This window comes from Marinobacter guineae, from assembly GCF_002744735.1.
Taxonomy (GTDB): domain Bacteria; phylum Pseudomonadota; class Gammaproteobacteria; order Pseudomonadales; family Oleiphilaceae; genus Marinobacter; species Marinobacter guineae.
Genome location: NZ_KZ319340.1, coordinates 1,106,968 through 1,127,005 on the forward strand (window position 1 = coordinate 1,106,968; position 20,038 = coordinate 1,127,005).

Sequence of the window (20,038 nt, forward strand, 5' to 3'; positions counted from 1 at the left end):
CTTCCATTCTTGACTATAGTTAATTTCAAGAAACGGTTGCTGATCCGACAGTTTCCGGATTCCGTATTTCACAATACCAACAACAGAAAAAAGGGGGGTTGTCCATGCTCCTGTCACACGCGTTCGGTCTCTTCACCCATCCTGATGAAGAGTGGTCTTCCATTCAAAAAGAACATGAAACGCCACGCCGGGTCTATGTTGCCTATGTCGTTGTTCTGGCAGCTATTGCACCAATCTGCGCCTACATCTCGACGGCATATTTTGGCTGGACGGTGGGTAATGAGCGCTTGATCAAGCTGACGGAAATCAGCGCGTTGCAACTCAGTGTGCTGACCTATCTGGCGATGCTCATTGGTGTATTTGCCCTGGGTTTTGCCATCAACTGGATGGCGAAAACCTACGGCGCCAAGGAGGAGCACGTGCCCTCCAATGCAATTGCGCTGGCGGCCTATTCCTGTACACCGCTGTTCCTGGCAGGCTTTGCTCTGCTGTATCCGGTCCCCTGGTTCAACGCTATCGTGTTCCTTATCGCGGCCGCCTATGGCGCCTGGCTCATGTATAACGGTCTTCCGATTGTCATGGGTATCGAAAAGGAGCGGGCGGTTATGTACGTCGGCGCATTGCTCACCGTAGCCCTGGTCATTCTGGTTTCCACCCGGGTTGGTTCAGTGATTATCTGGAACCTCGGTGTAGGGCCGGTCTTCATCAGCGGATAGATTCGCTGTAATCAAGTCATAACAAGGAAAAGGGGAGCTGAATGCTCCCCTTTTCCTTGGTTTGGGCTTATCCGCGGTGATTGTCGCGATTTGCCATCCCTCTGTCGTAATTTGGCAATGCGTTCTTAACGAAGCCCGACTAGGTTCTTCTGTTGGAGTAGTAACGGCGCGGACCGCAAGAAGCCGATGCTGCAAAGGACGAACGCAGGGGATGACATTACAATGAAACGACTGACACGAAGGGATTTTCTGAAAGCATCGGCCATGGGCATGGGTGCGGTTGTGATTTCTACCGGCCTGGCCGGCTGTGTGCTGGACAGCTCCGATGAGCGGACCATCAGTTTCACCCACGGTGTGGCAAGTGGTGACCCACTTGCCGACGGCGTCGTGTTGTGGACTCGCGCCGTGCCAGAGAAGGGCCAGGATCGCCCGGTTGGGGTGGCATGGGAAGTGGCCACAGATGAGGCCTTTGAGTACCTTGTCCATTCAGGTACGGCAGAAGCAGCAAAGGCCCATGACTTTACCGTCAAGGTGGATGTCCGGGGGTTGGCGCCCGGGCAGACCTACTATTACCGTTTCAAGACCACCGACAGTGGCTCCCCGGTCGGCATGACCCGAACCCTGCCGGAAGGTAGTGTCGAGTCTGTGCGCCTGGCAGTGGTGTCCTGTTCCAATTATCCGGCCGGTTACTTCAATGTGTACCGTGAGGTCAGCAAGCAGAGCGATCTCGATGCGGTGGTGCATCTGGGTGACTACATTTACGAATACAGCTCCGAGAGCAGCAGTTACGCGGCCGGTGATGCCGCCGCACTGGGCCGAACCTTTCCGGAAAACAACAACCTGGAACTGATTGAACTGGCGGATTACCGACGGCGCTATGCCATCTATCGGGCTGACGAGGATCTTCAGTTCCTGCACGCCAGGGTGCCGTTCATAGTGGTCTGGGATGACCATGAAGTGGCCAACGACACCTGGAAGGAAGGTGCCGAGAATCACGATGACGGGGAAGGGGATTTTGCCGAGCGCAAACTCAGTGCCCTGAAGGCCTATTTTGAATGGATGCCAATCCGTCCGGTGATTGAGGGCAGCGACGAGGCTATTTTCCGTACTTTCCGGTTCGGAAATCTTGTGGACCTGCATATGTTGGATACCCGCATCATCGGCCGGGATCAGCAACTGGACTACATGGATTACTTCACTGGAGAAGGACTGGATGCAGCCCGGTTTACTGCCGATGTGGGCAGCCAGAACCGCACTCTGCTTGGTGCTGAGCAGCTGCTCTGGCTGCAGGCTTCCCTGAATTATTCCAGTGCCACCTGGCAGGTGCTGGGCCAGCAGGTACTGATGGGCAGGATGAATCTGCCCGCCGAACTGCTGGTGGCGATTGCGACCGAACAGTTTGAAGGGTTGCCGGCGAATCTGGCTGAGCTCGCCCAGCTCAAGGCCCGGGCTTTGCAGGGTGATCCGAGCCTGACTGCCACGGAGCTGGCGCGGATTACCACGGTTGCGCCCTACAATCTTGATGCCTGGGACGGCTATCAATACGAGCGGGAAGTGGTGCTGGGTACCGTCAAGGCCCTCGACAAGAATCTGGTGGTGCTGGCCGGTGATACCCACAACGCCTGGGCCAATAACCTGAAAGACAGGAACGGTGATCAGATTGGTGTGGAATTCGCCACTTCCTCTGTCACCTCACCGGGCCTCGAAGAGTATCTGGGCATACCCAACGAAATGATTCAGGGCGCGGAACAGGCCATCGGTCTTCTGGTGGATGATCTGGATTACCTGAACGTGAATCAGCGGGGTTATATGGTGGTGTCCTTTACCCCGGAAGAGGCGAGGGCGGACTGGTATTTCGTGGATACCATCAAGTCACGGGGTTATCAGATTGATGCTTCGCGAACCTCATCCCGCAGGGTATTGCCAGGGCAGGGCAATCGCACCGTTGAAAACGTAGCCACGGGGTAAAGAAACAGCCCTTACCGTTAGCTATCCTGTCCTTGATGCAGCGCAAGCCACCCCGGGTCCGTCCCGGGGTTTAATGGTGGTATCACGGGGACAGGGAGAAATGACGGCATGGCAGAGTCCGAAGAGCGGAACAACGGCGAGCCGCACCAGCAGACCACAGAATGGCATGTTCTTGGGCCGGTGTCCGTCAGGGAACAACTGGAGGCAAGGGCTCCCCTGTCTGCCGAGGAAGCTCAGAATCGCCTGACCCAGTATGGTCCCAATGCCCTGCCAGAAGCCCGCGCAAAGGGGCCGTGGGCCCGGCTGGGCCGGCAGCTCAGGAATTTTCTGATCTATGTGCTGGCGATGGCTGCCGTGATTACGGCCAGCCTCGGCCACTGGGTAGACGCCGGGGTGATCATGGCGGTCGTCGTTCTTCAGACCCTGGTGGGCTTTATCCAGGAGGGAAAAGCCGAGCAGGCTTTGTCGGCCATCCGCCACATGCTGGCTCCCAAGGCCCGGGTGGTAAGGGCCGATGGCCAGCACCAGATCGACGCAGCCGGGCTGGTTCCGGGTGACACCGTTCTGCTGGAGCCTGGCGACCGGGTTCCCGCCGACCTTCGTCTGGAAAAGTCCCACAACCTGAAAATCGACGAAGCCATTCTCACCGGCGAATCCGAGGCTGTCGATAAATCGACTGAGGCGGTTACTTCGGATGCTGCGCTTGGGGACCAGGCCGGTATGGCTTTCTCGGGCACCATGGTTGCCACCGGGACCGGTAGGGGCATCGTGGTCCGAACCGGGGCCGATACTGAAATCGGCCGCATATCCGGGTTGCTCGCCCAGACCACAACCCTGAAAACACCATTGCTGGAACAGATGGACAAGTTCGCCCGTATTTTGTCCATTATTGTCATCGTTGCCGGCATTGCGATTTTCTTTGGCGGACTTTGGTTCAGCGGCTTACCGTTCCGGGAACTGTTCATGGCCGTGGTGGGGCTTACGGTTGCAGCCATTCCCGAAGGCCTGCCCGCGATCCTCACCATTACCCTGGCTATCGGCGTACGCCAGATGGCCCGCCGAAAAGCGGTGGTCCGGCGAATGCCGGTGATCGAGACGCTCGGCGCCGTCTCGGTGATCTGCTCTGATAAAACGGGAACCCTGACCCGTAACGAAATGATGGTAACCCGGGCAGTGTTGTCTGGTGCCCGGCTGGAGGTGACCGGGGAAGGGTACGATTTTGATGGCGCGGTGAACGGTGACAGCGGCCAGTTGGCGGAGTCGCCCCAGCTGGGCGAGCTGGCACGGGCAGCGGCGCTGTGCAACGACGCCCATGTGCACCACGATTCCGGCCGGGTCCGTATCAATGGCGATCCGATGGAAGCCGCGCTCTCGGTGTTTGCCCGTAAAGCCGGATTTGATGTGGAAAGCGGAGCCACCCACTGGCCCCGGAAAGACGAAATCCCCTTCGATACCCAGAATCGCTTTATGGCCACACTGAACCACGATCATCATGGCCACAGTGTTATCTACCTCAAGGGTGCGCCGGAACGTATTCTCGAGATGTGTGCCAGCGAGGTTGCCGAGTCCGGTGAGACCACGGCCCTGAACCGGGCGTTTTGGGATCAGGTGATTACCGAGATGGCATCCGAGGGGCTCAGGGTGCTCGCTCTGGCCCGTAAACCTGCGGAGCAGGGTTTCACGGAGCTGGCCATCGAAGATCTGGAGGAGGGCGCGGAGCTGCTCGGTCTGGTCGGATTACTGGATCCGCCCCGGCAGGAGGCAATCCGGGCCATAGCCGACTGCCACGACGCTGGAATCCGGGTCAAGATGATCACCGGAGACCATGGGGTAACAGCCGGGGCGATTGCCCGGAAGCTGGGGCTGAAAAATACCAAGCGGGTGCTGACAGGCAAGGAACTGGACCATCTCGATGATGATCAGCTACGTGACCTTGTAGGCGACGTGGATGTTTTCGCCCGCACCAGTCCTGAACACAAGCTGAGACTGGTGAAAGCACTTCAGGCCTTACATGGTGTGGTTGCCATGACCGGCGACGGAGTAAATGACGCGCCTGCTCTGAAACGGGCGGATGTGGGAATTGCCATGGGAGTCAAGGGGTCCGAAGCGGCCCGGGAGGCATCTTCGGTGGTGTTGCTGGATGATAACTTTGCCAGCATTGCCGCAGCCGTGCGCGAGGGCAGGACCGTTTACACCAACCTGAAAAAAGGCATTGCCTTCATGCTGCCGATCAATGGTGGCGAATCCATCAGCCTGATCACCGCCCTGCTTCTGGGGTTGACCCTGCCGATCTCCGCCCTGCAGATTCTCTGGGTCAACATGGTCAGCTCTGTTGTTCTGGCCATGACCCTGGCGTTCGAGCCGGCGGAGCCGGATGTCATGAAGCATCCGCCCCGGGCCCGGGATGAATCCCTGCTTCGGGGGTTCGTAGTCTGGCGGGTGGCCTTTGTTTCGCTGCTTTTCCTTGTGGGCATCTTCGCGGCCTGGTACTGGGCCATGCACCATTATGGCAGTGAAACCACGGCCCGCACTCTGGCGGTCAACACACTGGTGGCCATGGAGATGTTTTACCTGTTTGCGGTGCGGTACCTGGACAGCGCCTCGATTACCCTGCGCGGTGTTCTGGGCACGCCGATTGTGTTACTGGCAGTGGCAGCCGTGATTGCATTGCAATTGCTGTTCACCTATCTGCCGTGGTTCAACCGTACCTTTGGCAGCGAGGCGTTGAGCCTCGATATGCTTGCCTTTGCAGCCGGATCCGGCGTAGCTCTTCTGGTGATTCTGGAGCTTGAGACCGCGTTGAGAAAACGCCTGCTCAGGGCAGGCCCCGGGTAATCACGGCAGGGTCCCCCCGGCCTTCCACTGCAGCCAGTTCGGCACTGGACAGCCACTCACCGGGCGGCTTGTCCATAACGCTGGCGCAGGCGGCCAGGGTATGGCCCCAGGAGCAGCCATTGGCGAACAGCATGCCTGCCTCATTCAAGGTGCCGCCCCGGTTGATGTAGCCAAGAACACGTGTTCGCGAAGGCTCAGGGAACAGGGGATACAGATGCCCGCGGAATACTTCCGGGCGCATGTGGGTAAGGGCGACCCGGCAATGAATGCGGTGGGGGAATAACCGCTCGCGTTCAAATTCAGATAGGCAGGTCCGGGCTTCCATGGTGTCCCGTGGCTGGCGGAACCGCCCGGGCTCCTGAATGTAGACCAGCCTGAACGGTGTGCCGGTTTCCCGAAGGCGCTCGCAAGCCCGTATAGCTTCAGACAACTGGTAGGCGCCGTTGGCCATCAGGAGCAGCGGCTCGCCGGCAGAAGTGTCCTCGTCCACCACCAGGGCGCCGTGCCTGGCCAGCAAGTCGGCTTCCCGGGTGTCAAAGACGCAGGGCCGTTCCCGCTTCGGGATCACCATGCAGCTTATTCTGCCCCGCTCGCTGAACACCGATGGCAGTGAGGCGAGTGTGCTGTTGTAGTCCGCGGGAAACAGAACCCGCGAAACGTCGTTCATTTCCCCCAACAGGCTCTCGCAGAAGGTGGTGTCCTGATGGGATTGCTCGTTCTTGCCGTTTTCCCAGGTGTGGGACGTCGCGATCACGGGCAGGCCAAGCCAGCGCGGGGGCCGACCAACCTCTTTCTGGTGCCGGGCAAAGATCAGTTCCTGGCGAATGGCCCCGAGCATTTTCACACAGAAGGCTTCGTAACTGGCTACCAGGTTCAGCCCGGCCTTGTTGGCCAGACAGGCGGACACCACAGCCTCCTCGTTGAGGGCGGTGATGATCTGGCCGTGAACCGACTCCTGATCATTTTCCGGATCGTTGACCCGGTGTTTCAGATCCTCCAGCACACCGCCAAGCCGGTTGCTCGCCAGCTCGTCCGGGTTGCCCACTCTGGCTCTGAGGCCAGGATTCTCTGCCACCAGCGCCCGGAAAAAGTCATCCACCGCCTTCATGGGAGAGGTGCGATCCGTGTCGGCTGGCAGCTTTGGAATCACCGGGTCCGGCGGGTTGCGGGTTGCCAGGGCGTGATCCCGTTCCAGCGGGCGGACCTGCTGTGGGTGCTGATTCAGCCGGGTCATGCAGTTTTGAAGTTCATCCGGTGCCACCCATAAACGGGCCGCGTGTTCATTGAACAACTCCCGGGCACGGGCATCCATACGGGGGTTTCCTGGAAGCGGCAGGTTGTGGGCGGCATTGCTGCCGGCCCCGTAAAACCCGTAGCCCTTGACCGTTTCCGCGATGCCGTAGGGCACCCGAACCGGGTAGCCACTTTCACCTCTCAGCGCCGCCTCGCCATTGGCGGCAAGTGCCTGTTCCATCTCGTAGATGGCGCATACAAACGCAGCAGGGTCCCGGCCATCAAACCGGAAGGGCACGAAGCCGCGGTGTTCCAGGTGCGCCTCAAAGCGCTCAAGGCCAGCGCGGGTCCCCAGCTCGGTGCGCTGCTCAATGCGACGGCCATTGGCAATCATCACCGGCATTACGGCGCCGCAGTCCTCTGCCCGCCACCAGCGGGGAATCCAGTCGCTGCCCTTCTGTTCTTCGGCGGCACCGTCAGACAGGAACGCGACCAGAGACTCTCCGGGTAGCGGCATGTGGGCATACTGAAGCTCGGCGAATCCCAGGTAGCCGCCTTCCAGAATGCCGCCGGCCGTGTGCGGATTAACATGGCTCCCCAGGGGCGCAGCCATGGTTCCATCCGGGTTCTGCCGGTAGCTGTAGAAATCGGCCACCAGAGCCGAGAGTCCGTCCGGGCCGCGATAGCGCTCCTTCTGTTCCGGGTGCAGGTTGCCGGTAAGCACATTCAGGGCTTCCACCGCGGCCACGCAGTGGCCCTGACCCATCAGCCAGCTTCGGGTGCGCCCGGTCAGGTTGTTCAGTGCCAGATAGGCAGCATAGGCGGGCACCATATTCAGGGCGCCGCCGGTATGGCCTTCCGGGTTGGTCTTGAAATCCTGGGAGGCCAGTGGTTGCCCGGAGACATCCACCCGCCGGGCATAGGTCATATGCACCACCAGCCACAGCCCGGCACTGGTCAGACGGTCCAGGTCCGCAAGCTGGCAATAGACCGCTGCCGCATCGGGCTGATGTCCGGCGGCGACAAGGTGCTCTGCGAGGACCCGTACCCGCTGTCGGGTTTCCTCTCCATGATGGACAACGCCATAACCGTCGCACCAGCGCCGGTAATCCGGGCAGTCCGAAGCGGTGTTATCCACCGGTGCTGGTGGAATTGGTGATGGCATGTTGTGTCTCCATGGCTCCAGTGTGTCAGAGGATTGTAAAACCACCTCTGAAGGCAGCTATTGATGCAGGTCATTCGGAAATACATCTTTTTGGCGCCGATGCACGGAGGAGCAGGCGAGGGGAAGGCCTTGCCAAAATCGTGCGGAGCCATGGATGGCGGAGCCGAGCGTACAGGGAGGTATTTACAGCGTATTTTGGCAAGGCCTTCCCCTCGCCTGCGTGCGGTCATGCCGGTTGCCCGTTGCCGATGACGGCTGTTTCTGCGAGTCTGAAGAAAACTGGCACTAACATAGGAGACTCCCGTGACTCAGGACACGACTCAGGATAAACGCCGTCGTTATTCTTCGCCCGTGGTGGACGGCATTGGCAAATCCGCCAGTCGCGCCATGCTGCGGGCGGTGGGGTTTACCGATGAGGATTTCAGGAAGCCCCAGATCGGTATCGCCTCAACATGGAGCAACCTGACGCCCTGCAATATGCACATCAACCAGTTGGCCGAGGAATCTGCCGCTGGAGCTGATGAGGCTGGCGGAAAGTCCCTGATCTTCAACACGATCACGGTCTCCGATGGCATTGCCAACGGTACCGAGGGCATGAAGTATTCCCTGGTATCCCGGGAGGTGATCGCGGATTCCATTGAAACCGTGGCTGGCTGTGAAGGTTTTGATGGCCTGGTGGCGATCGGTGGCTGTGACAAGAATATGCCCGGCTGCATGATGGGGCTGGCGCGTCTGAACCGGCCTTCTGTGTTTGTCTATGGCGGGACGATCATGCCCGGTGAGAATCACACCGATATCATCTCGGTGTTCGAGGCGGTCGGAGCCCACGCCCGGGGGGATCTGGATCTGATCGAGGTTAAACAGATTGAAGAGACCGCCATTCCCGGGCCGGGTTCCTGTGGTGGCATGTACACCGCCAATACCATGGCATCAGCCATTGAGGCCATGGGGATGAGTCTGCCTGGCAGCTCTGCACAGAACGCGGTTTCCGATACCAAGGCGGCGGATTGCCGGGGCGCAGGCGCAGCGGTTCTGAATCTGCTGGAGAAAGACATCAAGCCCAGTGACATCATGACCAGGAAAGCCTTCGAGAATGCGATCACTGTGGTTATTGCTCTGGGCGGCTCCACTAACGCGGTTCTGCATCTTCTGGCCATGGCGAGCACGGTGGGTGTGGATCTTGAACTGGAAGATTTCGTGGAAATTGGCAAGCAGGTGCCGGTGCTGGCGGATCTTCGCCCCAGCGGGCATTACATGATGTCGGAACTGGTGGCGATCGGCGGTATTCAGCCCCTGATGAAGATGCTGCTGGATCGCGGGTTGCTCCATGGTGACTGTCTGACGGTCACCGGCCAGACGCTGGCGGAAAATCTGGCAGACGTTGCGCCTTATCCGGAAGGGCAGGACATCATTCATGCCTTCGACAACCCGATCAAGGCGGACAGTCATCTGCGCATTCTGTTCGGAAACCTGGCGCCGACCGGGGCGGTAGCCAAGATCACCGGCAAGGAAGGCACCCACTTCACAGGCCGGGCCCGGGTGTTCCATTCCGAGGAAGAGGCCCAGGAGCGGATTCTTGACGGCACGGTGGTGGCCGGTGATGTGCTGGTTATCCGCTATGAAGGTCCCAAGGGTGGTCCGGGCATGCGGGAAATGCTCAGCCCCACGTCGGCAATCATGGGCAAGGGGTTGGGCAGCGAGGTGGCGCTGATCACCGACGGGCGTTTCTCCGGCGGCAGCCACGGGTTCGTGGTCGGCCATATCACCCCCGAGGCAGCAGAGGGTGGTCCCATTGCGCTGGTGGAAGATGGTGACACCATCACCATCGATGCCGTCAGCAACCGGATCGAGCTGGATGTGTCAGATCAAGAGCTGGAACAGCGCCGGCAAGCATGGCGGGAGCCGGCGCCGCGGTTCACACGGGGCGTGCTGGCGAAATATGCCCGTACGGTGAGTTCGGCGTCCAAAGGCGCCATTACCGATCTGCCATGAGCTGATGATGCTGGCAAATCGCTGGTACAATTCCGCCCTGGTGCGGCAGTTTCTGCCCGGATAGAAAACAAGAGAAGAGGCTTTGACGCATGCATAACCGGAGCATGGCCATTTGTTGGGTGTTTTTGCTGGCCCTGGTGCCCCTGGCTTTACCGGCCCATCAGCAGGATTCTTCCCCGAATACATCCACCGCCGAGAAGCAGGAGGCGGGTCCCAACCTGGCGTCTGTTAATGCGGCAGTTGCGGTTGCCGGTGAAAATGAGCTGGTATTTGGCAAGAACGCGAATCGTTCGGTGCCCATTGCCTCTGTGACCAAGGTGATGACGGCACTGGTGGTTCTCGAATCCGGGGAGTCTCTGGATGAATGGCTGACTTTTCACAAGCGCCATACCCCCGCGGCCGCCAACGCCTACAGCCGGATCCGCATTGACTCGCAGATGCGCCGTTCAGACGTTTTGCGGATCGCGCTGATGTCGTCGGAGAATTTTGCGGCCTACACTCTGGCCCGCAGTCACCCGGGCGGTTTTGATGCGTTCATCGAGTCGATGAACGCCAAGGCCCGGGAGCTGGGCATGGCCGGCACCCATTTTGTGGACCCGACCGGGCTGTCAGCCGACAATGTTTCCACCGCGTCGGATCTGGTCAAGCTGGTGAATGCGGCAGCGGCTTATCCTGAGATCCGGGAATACACCACTACCGAATACTTCCGGGCCAGGTTCCGGAACCCCCGTTACAGCCTGTCGTTCGGCAATACCAATGCTCTGGTGCACAGGGACAGCTGGGGCGTTGCCCTGAGCAAGACCGGCTATCTCTCCGAAGCCGGGCGGTGTCTGGTGATGATTTCGCAAATGAATGGTAAGAAAGTGGTCACCGTTTTGCTGGACTCCCTGGGAACACGGTCGCCCATGGGCGATGCCGGGCGGATCAAACGCTGGCTGGACACTGGGGCCCGAGGGTCGGTGGCGGCAGCCGCGAGGCGTTACGAACGGGAAAGGAACGCGTCCTATGCGACCGCTGGCAACAATACGGTCAGTGTGAACTGACCTTCGAGGAATCACGGTATGATCCAGATCTTCACCACCGGCGGCACCATCGACAAGGTTTACTTCGACGCCAACAGCGAGTTCGAGGTGGGCCATACCCTGCTGCCGGAGCTTTTGTCCGAGTCCAACATCCATGAGGGTTATCGTCTGCGGGAATTGATGCGCAAGGACAGCCTGGAAATGAACGACGCGGATCGGCAGCTGGTGCTGGAAGCTGCGACAGAATGCGACTGTGACCGTATCATCATAACCCACGGCACCGACACCATGGCCGATACCGCGTCGGTGTTGGCTGACCTGAAGGACAAGGCGATTGTGCTGACCGGTGCCATGCAGCCAGCTCGCATGCGCCGGACCGACGCAGTTTTCAATGTCGGTTTTGCCTGGGCGGCGGTGCAACTGCTGCCGCCCGGTGTCTACATTGCCATGAATGGTGAAGTGTTCGAGGCCGGTGCCGTCCGGAAGAATCTGAAAGCCCAGCGTTTCGAGCGCACCTGAGCTTAACCGAGACTGTTTTTCTCTGCGCTGGTCAGCTCCCGGTAACCGCCGGGCTCGAGGGCCGGGTCCAACAGAACAGGGCCGATCTGCAGTCGGTGCAGGGCCTCTACACGATTACCAACCGCCGCCAGCATGCGCTTGATCTGATGGTAGCGTCCTTCCGAAATTGTCAGGTCGATAACCTTCTCACCCAGAATGGCTACCTGGGCCGGTCTGGTGGGTTTTGGATCATTGCGCAGATGCACGCCCTGCTCCAGCTCCTGAACGGCCATGGAGGTTAGTGCCTCACTCAGTGTTACCCGGTAGGTTTTCGGGCAATCCGTTCGTGGTGAGGTGACCCGATGAGACCATTGGCCGTCGGTAGTCAGCAACAGTAATCCGGTGGTGTCGGCATCCAGACGACCGGCAATGTGGAGATTTCCGGTCAGCTCTGCTGGCAGCAGATCCAGTGCCGTTGGATGGTCGCTGTCGGTCGTCGCGCTTATCACACCTGCCGGCTTGTTCATCATCAGATAGCGTTCGCCCGGTAAAGCCAGTGGCTTGCCCACCAGGGCTACTTGTGCCTCCCTTGCCAGCTGAGTGTTGGCAGAAGTGCGGGTTTTGCCGTTAACCGTCACTTCGCCCCGGGCAATGGCCCGTTTGGCCTCTTTGCGGGAAAGCCCGGAGCTGGTGGCAACAAACTGGTCCAGTCGCATGGTGATCAGCAATGCTCTCCCGGTGCGGGCGCTCTCAGGCTGGCCAGGCACAGCACTGGGGTTTTTCCGGTCATCCGGGACCACAGCAGGCCAAGGGCTTCCGTATTGACGTCAGGCCGTGGCGTGCGAAAGCTCGCAGTGGGTTCGATGTTGCTGCCGTTTTCTGTCGCCAGCACGAAGGTAAAAGGGTGGGCGCCGGGTATGCCGAGCCGTATATCTGTCGCCATGATCCGGCCGCCTGACTGGCTGTAGGCGAGAAAGCCGCCGGTAAACCACTCCAGCCGCTGGGCCTCCGGCAGATGCTCAACGGCCCTGGCAAGATCCCGCCGACGTGGGAAATACTGGAGGTTCAGGGGTGCGCCGCCATCAAGAAAGCCAGTGACTATCTCAACCCGCTGGTCGCCTTCAATCGCGGTAGCCCGCCACAGCAAGGTATTAAAGGGCATGGGCTGCACCATCAGGTCCGGACTTGCCAGCCCAGCCTCGGCCAGTGCCGGCTGGACCCGTTGGGTGATGATCTGTTGCGCTGCCACACTCCAGCCCAGGTAAAGGGTTGAGAGCGCCAGCCCGGCCAGAATCGCCGTTTTAGCTGGCGGGCGCATCAGAAAAGCAATGCACCCTGCCAGTAATGGCAGAGTGTAAAGCGGGTCGATGATAAAGATGCTGTTGATGGCCACTGGCCGGCCTACTGGCCAGAACAGTTGGGTGCCGTAGGTGGTGAAAGCATCCAGTAGCGGGTGTGTGATCAGAATCAGTCCGGTGAGGGCGAGCCAACGCTGGAAGCTGAGTTGTGGTTTCCAGCGCCAGAGCAACCAGGCCAGTATTGTCGCAAGGGGGGCGAGAACAAACAGAGAGTGGCTGAAGCCCCGGTGCTGGGTAAAGTTGGCGACAGCGGTTCCGTAGTCGATCACCACATCCAGGTCGGGCAGGGTTCCCAGCAACGCGCCGGTGAGCAGCGCCGAGCGGCCAAGAGTCTTGCCGGCAACGGCGCCGGCCAAGGTGGCACCGAGCGCCGCCTGGGTGATGGAATCCATATCGGTTCAGTCTCGCCTTAAACAGTGACCTGCAGAAGTAGGCTGATGCTCGGGTACTGGATCACTGGATAACCAGAACGTCCAGCCTGGTCAGCACCGTCTCACCGGGATATCCGTCGGCTATCAGTCCATTGGCGGCCTGGAACTGACGGATGGCAGAGCGGGTTGCGGGCCCCATGATGCCATCCGGTTTGCCAACATCATAGCCTCGCTCCAGCAGCGCCTCCTGCAGGCTGATGATGTTGTCCCGGGACATTGCCGGCGCATCCTCAGGCGGCGGATTCTGCAGCATTCCGGCTCCGGCAATTCGATCGGCCAGGTGACCAACCGCGATGGCGTAGAATTCCGAACGGTTCCAGCCCATGATCACCCGGAAGTTGTCGTAGGCGAGAAAGGCCGGGCCCTGGTGCCCGGCGGGTACTACCAGGGCGGCATCAATGGGTTCCCGGGCCAGTGGGTTGCCGAAAGCATCGGTAACGCCCATCTCCCGCCACTGTTCCAGGGGCAGCCGCCGTCCGTCCGCCAGGGAGTAGTCGAAGTTGTCGGGCAGAAGTACTTCCCGGCCCCAGCGGTAGTCGCCGTTCCAGTTCATGGACTGCAGGAACTTGCCGGCGGACATCATGGCATCCGGTAGGCTGTTCCAGAGATCCCGGCGCCCGTCACCGTCGGCATCCACGGCGTGCTGCAGAAACACCGTGGGCATGAATTGCACATGGCCCATGGCACCGGCCCAGGAACCTTCCATCTGGTCCGCTGGAATCGCGCCTTCATCGATGATGCGCAGGGCGGCTATCAACTGTTGGGTGAAGAAGGTGCTTCGACGGGGATCGCAGGCCAGAGTGGTCAGGGAGCTTGGAACCGGCATTTTGCCGAAATAGCTGCCGAAGTTGGTTTCCAGTCCCCAGAAGGCAAGGAGATAGGGCGCCGGCACGCCGGTTTCCCGGGTAACGCGGGCCAGCAGTTCCTGGTGCTCCTTCAGGAGTTCACGGCCCTGGCTTATCCGGGCATCGTTAACCCGTCGGTTCAGATAATCAGCAAACGTGGTGGTGAATTCCGGTTGCCGGCGATCCAGTTCAATGACCCGTTCCAGATGCTCAGCTCTGGCCATCACCTCGCTGGCGGTCTCGCTGCTGACCCCGGCGGCAATGGCCTGTTCCTGCAGTCGGGCCTTGCACTCAGCAAAACCGGCGGGCGCTGACGCGGCGCTGTCCTGGGCGATGGTGGGCAGTGACAGGAGTGATAAAAAACCGGAAACCAGTAAGCCGCGGGTAAGGCGGCGAGAGCGCAGAATCCTTGCAGGTGTGGTCAGCACACAGAACCTCTATCAGGGTAATGATGGTGTGAAAATTCCGAACCCCATGGTAGCGCGTTTTCGCGCGGGAGAAACATTGTCCGGGGTCGGGAGGAGTGACAATTGTTTAACCTGCCGGTTCCCGGAAAACCGCATTTGTCGTTTTTTTGTTGCAGGCAGGTTGCCGGCGTCGGCCTTTGTTCTATAGTTGGACGCGGGAACCGGGGTGAAAGAACCCGGCTGAGAGAACCGGGAAGTGAATAGCCAAGGGTCTGAATTATGGTGATGCTGAAAGCGCTGGTGGTGGATGACGCCAGCTTTGTACGTGATCTGGTCAAGCGAACAGTGCGTCAGCGCTTTCCGGTAATAGAGACAACCGATGCCCAGAATGGCCGTCGGGCCCAGTCACTGATGTCCAGAACGGCGTTTGATCTGGTGCTGTGCGACTGGGAAATGCCCGAAATGTCCGGCTTGGAGCTGTTGCAGTGGATGCGGCAGCAGCCCCAGTACGAGAAAGTGCCGTTTATCATGATCACCAGCCGAGGCGACAAGGATCATGTAATTGAAGCGGTAAAGGGAGGCGTTTCCGAATACCTTGGCAAGCCGTTCAGCCCGGATGGCCTGAGCAAGAAAATCATCAAAGTCATGGGTCGCAAACTGAAGGACGCCATGGATCATACCGGCAAGTCCATGGCTAGTCCGGCGGATGCCTTCAAGGAATCCGCGGAGTTGCTGACTCGCAATTCGGAGTCGGCGCCTGCGCCGGAGACTCCGGAGCGGTCAGCCCCGTCGTCGCCCTTGATGGCAGCCAGTTCGGCGACGCCAAAGCAGGCTCCGTCACGGGGAGGGATGAGCCTTGCCTCCGTCCGCTTTGCCGACAGTACCCTGAAGTCCGTGGTCAAGGACATCAACTTGACGGAAGTCCGGGTGATCGCCAAACGGGATCAGATATTTCCTGGCATTCTTGATCAGGCGGTGGTGGATATCGAGACCGGTGAGGGGCAAATGGCCCGGCTGAATGGCTATGTGCATCAGTTACAGGCGGTGGACAAGCGCCAGGACACCGACTTCGTCAGCGTGACTATCCGTTTTGTCGACGAGGATCCGAAGAAGCTGGAGGACCTGTCCCGGTTTATCGCCCGCTTCCGGGCGGGCCGTTAGTTTCGATCCTTCTCCGGTATTCGCTCGACCAGCCTGTCCCGGGGGAAGTGGCAGATGAATTCGCTGCCATCGCCAATGCGACTGCGTATTTCCAGATTGCCATCATGGTTCAGCAGAACGTGTTTCACGATCGCCAGGCCAAGACCGGTACCGCCGGTGTCCTTGTGTCGGCTCGGATCAGCCCGGTAAAAGCGTTCCGTCAGGCGCGGGATGTGCACGGGATCAATGCCGATTCCTGTGTCTTTTACGGACAGATGGGCGCCTTCCCGGTTGGCGGACCAGGATACGTTAATTTTGCCCCCGGCGGGTGTGTACTTCACGGCATTGAAAATCAGGTTGGAGAAGGCGCTACGCAGCTGGCTCTCATCTCCTTTAAGCAATCGGTGGTCACTGATCTGAACCGTGATTTCATGCTGCTTTTCACCACTGAGTGCCCGCGCATCGTGGCTGATCTGGCTGATCAGTTGGTCCACGTCCGTGAGGGTATCATTCAACGTCTGTTCGCCGGTTTCAATCTTCGACAGCAGGATCAGGTCGGTAATCAGCGCTTCCATCCGGGACGACTGGGCGGCCATGGTGTTGATGGCCCGGCGCCACTTCGGCGGCAGATCGCCGGCGTTGTCGACCAGCGTTTCCAGGTATCCGCTGATCACCGTCAGCGGTGTCCGCATTTCGTGGGAAACGTTGCCAACGAAGTCCCGGCGCATTTGCTCCAGCTGATACAGGCGGGTGACATCCTTGGCAACGATCAGGCGGTCGTCGTCACCAAACAGACTGATCTGGATTTGCAGGTGGATGTGGGGTCTGGCGGGTGAATGGATCTCCAACGGCTCCCGGTAATCCCGGGAATCAAAGTAGGCCTTGAAGGCCGGTGTTCGAATCAGGTTGTGGATGTACTGGCCGTGGTCGGTATTGCGCCGGAATCCCAGCAGGTATTCGGCCGATCCGTTCCACCATTCCATGGCGCCCCGGGAGTCCGTCATTATCACACCATCGCGCATGGCGTTGGTGGATTCCTGCACCCGGTTAATCTGGGCCCTCAGGCGGTCCTGGGTTCTCAGGTGATTCTTGTGAAGTCTGTGCAGATTATCGAAGATGTCGCCCCACAGGCCGACACTCTGGGGCGCCTCGTCGGCCGCGCTGGGGTTGGCAAGCCACTTGTAAAGGCGCCGGGCCTGAACAAGTGTCCACCAGAGGTAGATGACCAATCCGAAAGTGAGTCCGTAAACAGGCTCACCAAAGTAGAGGCCGACCAGAGTTGAGCCGAGCAGCCCGCCGAGGATATAGCGCAGGTACCGAGACCAGTTGTGTTGCATCAAAAACTGCCTTGTGTCCGATCCGGGGCTGACGCTCAGCTGGCCGGAGTTACTTACGCGGCTTTGGTCGAGAAGCGGTAACCGGTTCCCCGAACCGTCTGGATCAGATGGTCGTAGTCTTCGCCGAGGGCCTTGCGCAGCCGGCGGATGTGAACATCAACCGTTCGCTCCTCGACATAGACATTACCGCCCCAGACCTGGTCCAGAAGCTGGGAGCGAGTATATACCCGTTCCTGGTGGGTCATGAAGAATTGCAGCAGCCGATACTCGGTCGGGCCCATGGTGAGGGCGCCCTCGGTGGTAGTGACCCGGTGGCCAACCGGGTCCAGGGTCAGACCTTCCACTTCAATGGGGCTGTCCACGCCGGGTGGTGTCGCGCGCCGCAGCACCGCTTTCAGGCGGGCAACCAGTTCCCTCGGGCTGAACGGTTTGGTGATGTAATCATCGGCACCGACCTCCAGCCCCTGAATCTTGTTGTCTTCCTCCACCTTGGCGGTAAGCATGATAATGGGAATATCGGCGGTCGCCTCCTCTTTTTTCAGGCGCCGGGCCAGCTCAACGCCACTGGTGCCGGGGAGCATCCAGTCGAGGAGCACGAGATCCGGGTGTTTGTCGACAATCAGGGCATGGGCTTCCCGGGCATCCGCTGCCTCCAGATAGTCATAATCCGCCATTTCGAGGGCTACGGCGATCATCTCGCGGATTGCCGCCTCGTCATCGACGATCAGGACAGTTTTTCCAGTCATGAGCTTTAACCTGTGTCAGACCTTGGTTTATTGCTGCCTCATTACAACGCCCAAGTGTTACAAGTATATGACAGGCTCAGCCAATCGCGAGATCTATCACCAGCCCTGAAAAAACCGCAAACCCGGCCCAGTTGTTATTGAGAAACGCCTTGAAGCAGCCCTCACGTTCCCGTTCCCGCGCCAGAAACTGGTGATAAACAAACAGGCAGGCCATGGCCACCACGCCCAGATAATAAAAGGTGCCCAGCTCCGCCCGGTGGCCCACCAGAAGCAGAATCAACACCACCATGGCTTGCAGCATGCCGATAATGGCCCGGTCGGCATCACCGAACAGGATAGCGGTGGATTTGATGCCCACTTTCAGGTCGTCGTCCCGGTCTACCATGGCATAGAAGGTGTCGTAGGCCACCGTCCAGAGCACGTTGGCGGTGAACAGCAGCCAGGTAAGCTGGCTGAGTTCGCCCGCCTCGGCAGCCCAGGCCATGGGAATCGCCCAGGAAAACGCAGCCCCGAGAAACAGTTGGGGCAGATGGGTATAACGCTTCATGAACGGGTAAATGAACGCCAGCGCAGCGCCGCCGAAGGACAGATACAGGGTTAGCGGGTTGGTGAACAGCAGCACCATCAGAAAGGAGACGAGGCACAAACCAGCAAACAGTGCCACGGCTTCCCAGGGCTTGACTCGCCCGGCGGTAAGCGGCCTGTCTTTGGTGCGTTTGACGTGCTTGTCCCAGTCCCGATCGGCAAAGTCGTTGATCGCGCAACCGGCGGCGCGCATGAAGAACACCCCCAGCGTGAAAATCACAACATTACCCAGTCCGGGGCTGCCTTCGCCGGCCAGCCACAGGGCCCAATAGGTGGGCCAGAGCAGGAGCAGGGTTCCGATTGGGCGGTCGATTCTGAGCAGTCTGGCGTAGTCGGCCAGCCGGCTCTGGATATGATCTGGCACGGCATCAAGCAACATGGGGCGCGTCCGTCTGGTGTTCGTCGAATTCAGCAGGAGCAGGGATTATAGCCAGTGGCAGGAGGCCGGTTAAAGCGTGTTCCGGCTAAACAGCGCAGGCAGGAAGTATTCGCCCACCAGCAGGGAACTGTGATGGCCGCTGAACAGGGAGCGCCGCGCCAGTTCCGGCTGGCCTGCGGTAACCGGATTGCAGAGGCCGGTTTCCAGTGGGCCCCGTTCCCAGTGCGGGCTGGTGAACAGATAAGCTCCCAGGGGCTTGTTGCCCAGATGCAACAGGCGACGCCCCTCACCTTCCAGGCAGTTCAGAGGAATGACGGTCCGCGCCAGCACCCAGGGCTCACCGTCACCACACAGTCGGACTTCCCGAATCCACGCGTGTTGCCGTAGCGGGATCCCGAGGCGCCGGGACTCCTCCAGGCTTGGCGGCCCGAAGCCCTCCTGCCGGACTTCGACATGGAATGACCGGGTGCATTGTTTCTGCAGGGCCCGGGTAAACGAGCCTTCCACCTGCAACCAGTACCGGGCGTCGCCGTGCACCGAGGGATTGCGCAGCCCAGCCGCTGTGAGAGAGCGATACCAGTCCGTTGGGGGGATGGTCAGGTGGCTGTTGAACTCCCCCAGTTGGTTTTTGATATCAGAGACCCTTGACTGCATAGATGCCCGGAGCGTTGCGCCAGTATCCCTTGTAATCCATGCCGTAACCGAACAGGAAACGGTCTTCCACTTCCAGCCCGGTGAAATCCGCCTTCAGATCAGGCCGTGCTTTCCGGTCGTGCTTCTTGTCCACCAGTACGGCGGTGAGGACTTCCCGGGCACCGTGGGCCTGGCAGTAATCGGCAATGGCACACAAGGTAGTGCCTTCATCCAGAATGTCGTCCACAATCAGGATGGTGCGGTCATTCATGTCAGCTTCTGGCCGAAGCTTCCACTCCAGAATGCCACCAGTGGTTTCCTGGCGGTAGCGAGTGGCGTGCAGGTACTCGGCCTGGACCGGGAACCGGAGCCGGGGCAGCAGCTGCCCGGTAAGGATCAGCCCGCCGTTCATGACGCAGAATAACAGGGGGTTGCTGTCTTTCAGGCGCTCAGTAATATCGTCGGCGAGTTTGCCAATTGCAGTCTGTGCCTGCTGTTCGTCGACCAGGCAGTCGGCTTCGGCCATAACCTGGTTCATTTCGTCGACGGTATCGGTCATATCGGTCGGTCCTGTCGTAAAACGGGCGATTATACCGGAGAGGGTCGCCGGAAGGGAGGGGCGCTCCTTGTTCCGCGGGTCTGTATTTGTGGCTATTGGCAGAAAACCCGGGTGTAGTCCGTCGTCATTGGCATTGGTCAATTCCGGGGCGGTGGGTATGATGGCCTGATTCGACAGTGGTTCGTATCT

General features: G+C 59.7%; 16 protein-coding genes. 7 read left to right on the forward strand and 9 right to left on the reverse strand.

Annotated features, from left to right (window positions below):
• Positions 1 to 104: 104 nt before the first annotated feature.
• From CLH62_RS13070 to CLH62_RS13080, 3 genes are all read left to right on the forward strand, one after another.
• The gene (locus tag CLH62_RS13070) at positions 105 to 716 is read left to right on the forward strand and encodes a Yip1 family protein (protein ID WP_099618575.1); all 612 of its coding nucleotides are present in this window, start codon (positions 105 to 107) and stop codon (positions 714 to 716) included.
• Between the two features lie 222 nt (positions 717 to 938).
• On the forward strand, positions 939 to 2,684 hold the full coding sequence (locus CLH62_RS13075) for an alkaline phosphatase D family protein (RefSeq protein ID WP_099618576.1): 1,746 nt from the start codon (positions 939 to 941) through the stop codon (positions 2,682 to 2,684).
• 108 nt (positions 2,685 to 2,792) lie between these two features.
• Positions 2,793 to 5,519 carry a cation-translocating P-type ATPase gene (locus tag CLH62_RS13080; RefSeq protein WP_099618577.1) on the forward strand — a complete coding sequence of 909 codons (2,727 nt, stop codon included), beginning with the start codon at positions 2,793 to 2,795 and terminating at the stop codon, positions 5,517 to 5,519.
• Here CLH62_RS13080 and CLH62_RS13085 read toward each other — a convergent pair.
• Complete coding sequence (locus CLH62_RS13085) at positions 5,500 to 7,917, reverse strand: phosphoketolase family protein (RefSeq protein WP_099618578.1); 2,418 nt, start codon at positions 7,915 to 7,917, stop codon at positions 5,500 to 5,502. The two genes, CLH62_RS13080 and CLH62_RS13085, sit on opposite strands and share 20 nt — an antisense overlap.
• Positions 7,918 to 8,220: 303 nt before the next feature.
• Here CLH62_RS13085 and ilvD point away from each other — a divergent pair, with 303 nt between their 5' ends.
• The 3 genes from ilvD (at position 8,221) to CLH62_RS13100 (ending at position 11,450) form a co-directional block, all read left to right on the forward strand.
• Positions 8,221 to 9,909 (forward strand): dihydroxy-acid dehydratase, encoded by a 1,689-nt coding sequence (gene ilvD / locus CLH62_RS13090; RefSeq protein ID WP_099618579.1) that lies wholly within the window; start codon positions 8,221 to 8,223, stop codon positions 9,907 to 9,909.
• Positions 9,910 to 9,998: 89 nt separating this feature from the next.
• On the forward strand, positions 9,999 to 10,952 hold the full coding sequence (gene pbpG / locus CLH62_RS13095; protein WP_228152842.1) for a D-alanyl-D-alanine endopeptidase: 954 nt from the start codon (positions 9,999 to 10,001) through the stop codon (positions 10,950 to 10,952).
• Positions 10,953 to 10,970: 18 nt separating this feature from the next.
• Positions 10,971 to 11,450: an asparaginase domain-containing protein gene (locus tag CLH62_RS13100; RefSeq protein ID WP_099618580.1), complete on the forward strand. Its 480-nt coding sequence runs from the start codon at positions 10,971 to 10,973 to the stop codon at positions 11,448 to 11,450.
• Positions 11,451 to 11,452: 2 nt separating this feature from the next.
• Here the strand turns inward: CLH62_RS13100 and CLH62_RS13105 are convergent, their stop codons facing one another.
• From CLH62_RS13105 to CLH62_RS13115, 3 genes are all read right to left on the reverse strand, one after another.
• On the reverse strand, positions 11,453 to 12,145 hold the full coding sequence (locus CLH62_RS13105; RefSeq protein ID WP_099618874.1) for a pseudouridine synthase: 693 nt from the start codon (positions 12,143 to 12,145) through the stop codon (positions 11,453 to 11,455).
• 5 nt (positions 12,146 to 12,150) lie between these two features.
• On the reverse strand, positions 12,151 to 13,179 hold the full coding sequence (locus CLH62_RS13110) for a metal-dependent hydrolase (protein WP_099618581.1): 1,029 nt from the start codon (positions 13,177 to 13,179) through the stop codon (positions 12,151 to 12,153).
• A gap of 61 nt (positions 13,180 to 13,240) precedes the next feature.
• Positions 13,241 to 14,491, reverse strand: a complete 1,251-nt coding sequence (locus CLH62_RS13115) for a lytic murein transglycosylase (RefSeq protein WP_099618582.1) — start codon at positions 14,489 to 14,491, stop codon at positions 13,241 to 13,243.
• A gap of 258 nt (positions 14,492 to 14,749) precedes the next feature.
• Here CLH62_RS13115 and CLH62_RS13120 point away from each other — a divergent pair, with 258 nt between their 5' ends.
• On the forward strand, positions 14,750 to 15,631 hold the full coding sequence (locus tag CLH62_RS13120; RefSeq protein WP_099618583.1) for a response regulator: 882 nt from the start codon (positions 14,750 to 14,752) through the stop codon (positions 15,629 to 15,631).
• Here the strand turns inward: CLH62_RS13120 and phoR are convergent.
• The 5 genes from phoR to CLH62_RS13145 form a co-directional block, all read right to left on the reverse strand.
• The gene (phoR, locus tag CLH62_RS13125) at positions 15,628 to 16,947 is read right to left on the reverse strand and encodes a phosphate regulon sensor histidine kinase PhoR (RefSeq protein ID WP_099618584.1); all 1,320 of its coding nucleotides are present in this window, start codon (positions 16,945 to 16,947) and stop codon (positions 15,628 to 15,630) included. The two genes, CLH62_RS13120 and phoR, sit on opposite strands and share 4 nt — an antisense overlap.
• Before the next feature lie 53 nt (positions 16,948 to 17,000).
• Positions 17,001 to 17,693, reverse strand: a complete 693-nt coding sequence (gene phoB / locus CLH62_RS13130) for a phosphate regulon transcriptional regulator PhoB (RefSeq protein ID WP_099618585.1) — start codon at positions 17,691 to 17,693, stop codon at positions 17,001 to 17,003.
• Positions 17,694 to 17,769: 76 nt separating this feature from the next.
• Entirely contained in the window at positions 17,770 to 18,657 is an 888-nt protein-coding gene (gene ubiA / locus CLH62_RS13135) for a 4-hydroxybenzoate octaprenyltransferase (RefSeq protein ID WP_099618586.1), read from the reverse strand.
• Between the two features lie 69 nt (positions 18,658 to 18,726).
• Positions 18,727 to 19,311 carry a chorismate--pyruvate lyase family protein gene (locus CLH62_RS13140; protein WP_099618587.1) on the reverse strand — a complete coding sequence of 195 codons (585 nt, stop codon included), beginning with the start codon at positions 19,309 to 19,311 and terminating at the stop codon, positions 18,727 to 18,729.
• A complete protein-coding gene (locus tag CLH62_RS13145; protein WP_099618588.1) occupies positions 19,292 to 19,849 on the reverse strand; it encodes a hypoxanthine-guanine phosphoribosyltransferase in 558 nt (185 codons plus the stop codon). Before CLH62_RS13145 ends, CLH62_RS13140 begins: the two co-directional genes overlap by 20 nt.
• Positions 19,850 to 20,038 lie beyond the last annotated feature (189 nt).

What these genes read in the sequence shown, in the direction of transcription:
- CLH62_RS13070 (WP_099618575.1), top strand. Translation starts at nt 105, where the DNA reads ATGCTCCTGTCACACGCGTTCGGTCTCTTCACCCATCCTGATGAAGAG.
- CLH62_RS13075 (WP_099618576.1), top strand. Translation starts at nt 939, where the DNA reads ATGAAACGACTGACACGAAGGGATTTTCTGAAAGCATCGGCCATGGGC.
- CLH62_RS13080 (WP_099618577.1), top strand. Translation starts at nt 2,793, where the DNA reads ATGGCAGAGTCCGAAGAGCGGAACAACGGCGAGCCGCACCAGCAGACC.
- CLH62_RS13085 (WP_099618578.1), bottom strand. Translation starts at nt 7,917, where the DNA reads ATGCCATCACCAATTCCACCAGCACCGGTGGATAACACCGCTTCGGAC.
- pbpG (WP_228152842.1), top strand. Translation starts at nt 9,999, where the DNA reads ATGCATAACCGGAGCATGGCCATTTGTTGGGTGTTTTTGCTGGCCCTG.
- CLH62_RS13100 (WP_099618580.1), top strand. Translation starts at nt 10,971, where the DNA reads ATGATCCAGATCTTCACCACCGGCGGCACCATCGACAAGGTTTACTTC.
- CLH62_RS13105 (WP_099618874.1), bottom strand. Translation starts at nt 12,145, where the DNA reads ATGCGACTGGACCAGTTTGTTGCCACCAGCTCCGGGCTTTCCCGCAAA.
- CLH62_RS13110 (WP_099618581.1), bottom strand. Translation starts at nt 13,179, where the DNA reads ATGGATTCCATCACCCAGGCGGCGCTCGGTGCCACCTTGGCCGGCGCC.
- CLH62_RS13120 (WP_099618583.1), top strand. Translation starts at nt 14,750, where the DNA reads ATGGTGATGCTGAAAGCGCTGGTGGTGGATGACGCCAGCTTTGTACGT.
- phoR (WP_099618584.1), bottom strand. Translation starts at nt 16,947, where the DNA reads ATGCAACACAACTGGTCTCGGTACCTGCGCTATATCCTCGGCGGGCTG.
- phoB (WP_099618585.1), bottom strand. Translation starts at nt 17,693, where the DNA reads ATGACTGGAAAAACTGTCCTGATCGTCGATGACGAGGCGGCAATCCGC.
- ubiA (WP_099618586.1), bottom strand. Translation starts at nt 18,657, where the DNA reads ATGTTGCTTGATGCCGTGCCAGATCATATCCAGAGCCGGCTGGCCGAC.
- CLH62_RS13140 (WP_099618587.1), bottom strand. Translation starts at nt 19,311, where the DNA reads ATGCAGTCAAGGGTCTCTGATATCAAAAACCAACTGGGGGAGTTCAAC.
- CLH62_RS13145 (WP_099618588.1), bottom strand. Translation starts at nt 19,849, where the DNA reads ATGACCGATACCGTCGACGAAATGAACCAGGTTATGGCCGAAGCCGAC.